General features: G+C 74.2%; 1 protein-coding gene. It reads left to right on the forward strand.

Annotation, left to right across the window (positions count from 1 at the left end; translation table 11 throughout):
* Positions 1 to 1,165: methyltransferase (locus FRW57_RS21835; protein ID WP_152187065.1), on the forward strand; the 1,165-nt coding region annotated here is incomplete at both ends.

Here is a 1,165-nt window from a genome sequence, read left to right on the forward strand (position 1 = left end):
CTGCGCCGCCCTCCCGCGGCTGGGCGTCGCAGGCCTGACCGACCTCGGGCTCGGCGCCGTCGAGGGCGGCTCGGTCCACGCCCGGTGCGACCTGCGGCCCTACGCCGATGAGCAGCACTCCTGGTGGGTGGCCTCGGACCTGTCCGAGATCGCCGTGCGCGGACCGCTGCCGGACGACCACGTGCTCGGCATCGGCGGTGCGTCGACAACGCTCGCCTCCTGGACGCCGCGCCCACCGGTCACGTCGGCGCTCGACCTCGGCACCGGCTGCGGCGTGCAGGCGTTGCACCTGTCCGCACACGCGGAACGCGTGGTCGCGACCGACGTGTCGCAGCGGGCCCTGCGCTACGCCACGTTCAACGCAGCCCTCGCCGGGCTGGACCTCGACCTGAGACTCGGCAGCATGCTTGAACCGGTGCGCGGCGAGCGGTTCGGGCTCATCGTCAGCAACCCGCCCTTCGTCATCACGCCGCGGTCACCCGACGTGCCGCGCTACGAGTACCGGGACGGCGGACTGGCCGGTGACCAAGTGGTCCGCGACCTCGTCCGCAACCTCGCCGACCACCTCGAGCCAGGGGGCGTCGCGCAGCTGCTCGGCAACTGGGAGCTCCCCGCCGGGGGTGACTGGAGCGCTCGGGTCGGTGACTGGTTGGACGGCACCGGCCTGGACGCCTGGGTGATCCAGCGGGAAGTGCAGGATCCCGCGGAGTATGCCGAGACCTGGGCCCGTGACGGTGGCCAGCGGCCCGGCACGGAGGGGTTCGAGCGGCTGTATGCCGCGTGGCTGGCCGACTTCGCCGTGCGCGACGTGGCCTCGATCGGCTTCGGCGTGGTGACCGTGCAGCGTCCCACGACCGACCGCGCCCCCTGGCGTGACCTCGTCGAGGTCCTCGGCCCGGTGTCAGCGCCGATGGGCCCGACCGTGCTCGCGGGGGTGCGTGCCCGCACCTGGCTGGCCGAGCACGGCGACCGGGGAGTGCTCGAGACCGCATGGCGGTGCGCCGACGACGTCACCGAGGAACGGCACGGCAGGCCGGGTGCCGAGGACCCGGGCGTCATCCTGATCCGTCAGGGTGGCGGGCTGCGCCGCGCGGTGCGCGCCGACACGGCGCTCGCCGCCTTCGTCGGGGTGTGCGACGGCGGTCTGACCGCCGGTCAGGCGCTG

The organism is Segeticoccus rhizosphaerae (assembly GCF_009192725.1).
In the GTDB taxonomy this organism is placed as follows: Bacteria; Actinomycetota; Actinomycetes; order Actinomycetales; family Dermatophilaceae; genus Segeticoccus; species Segeticoccus rhizosphaerae.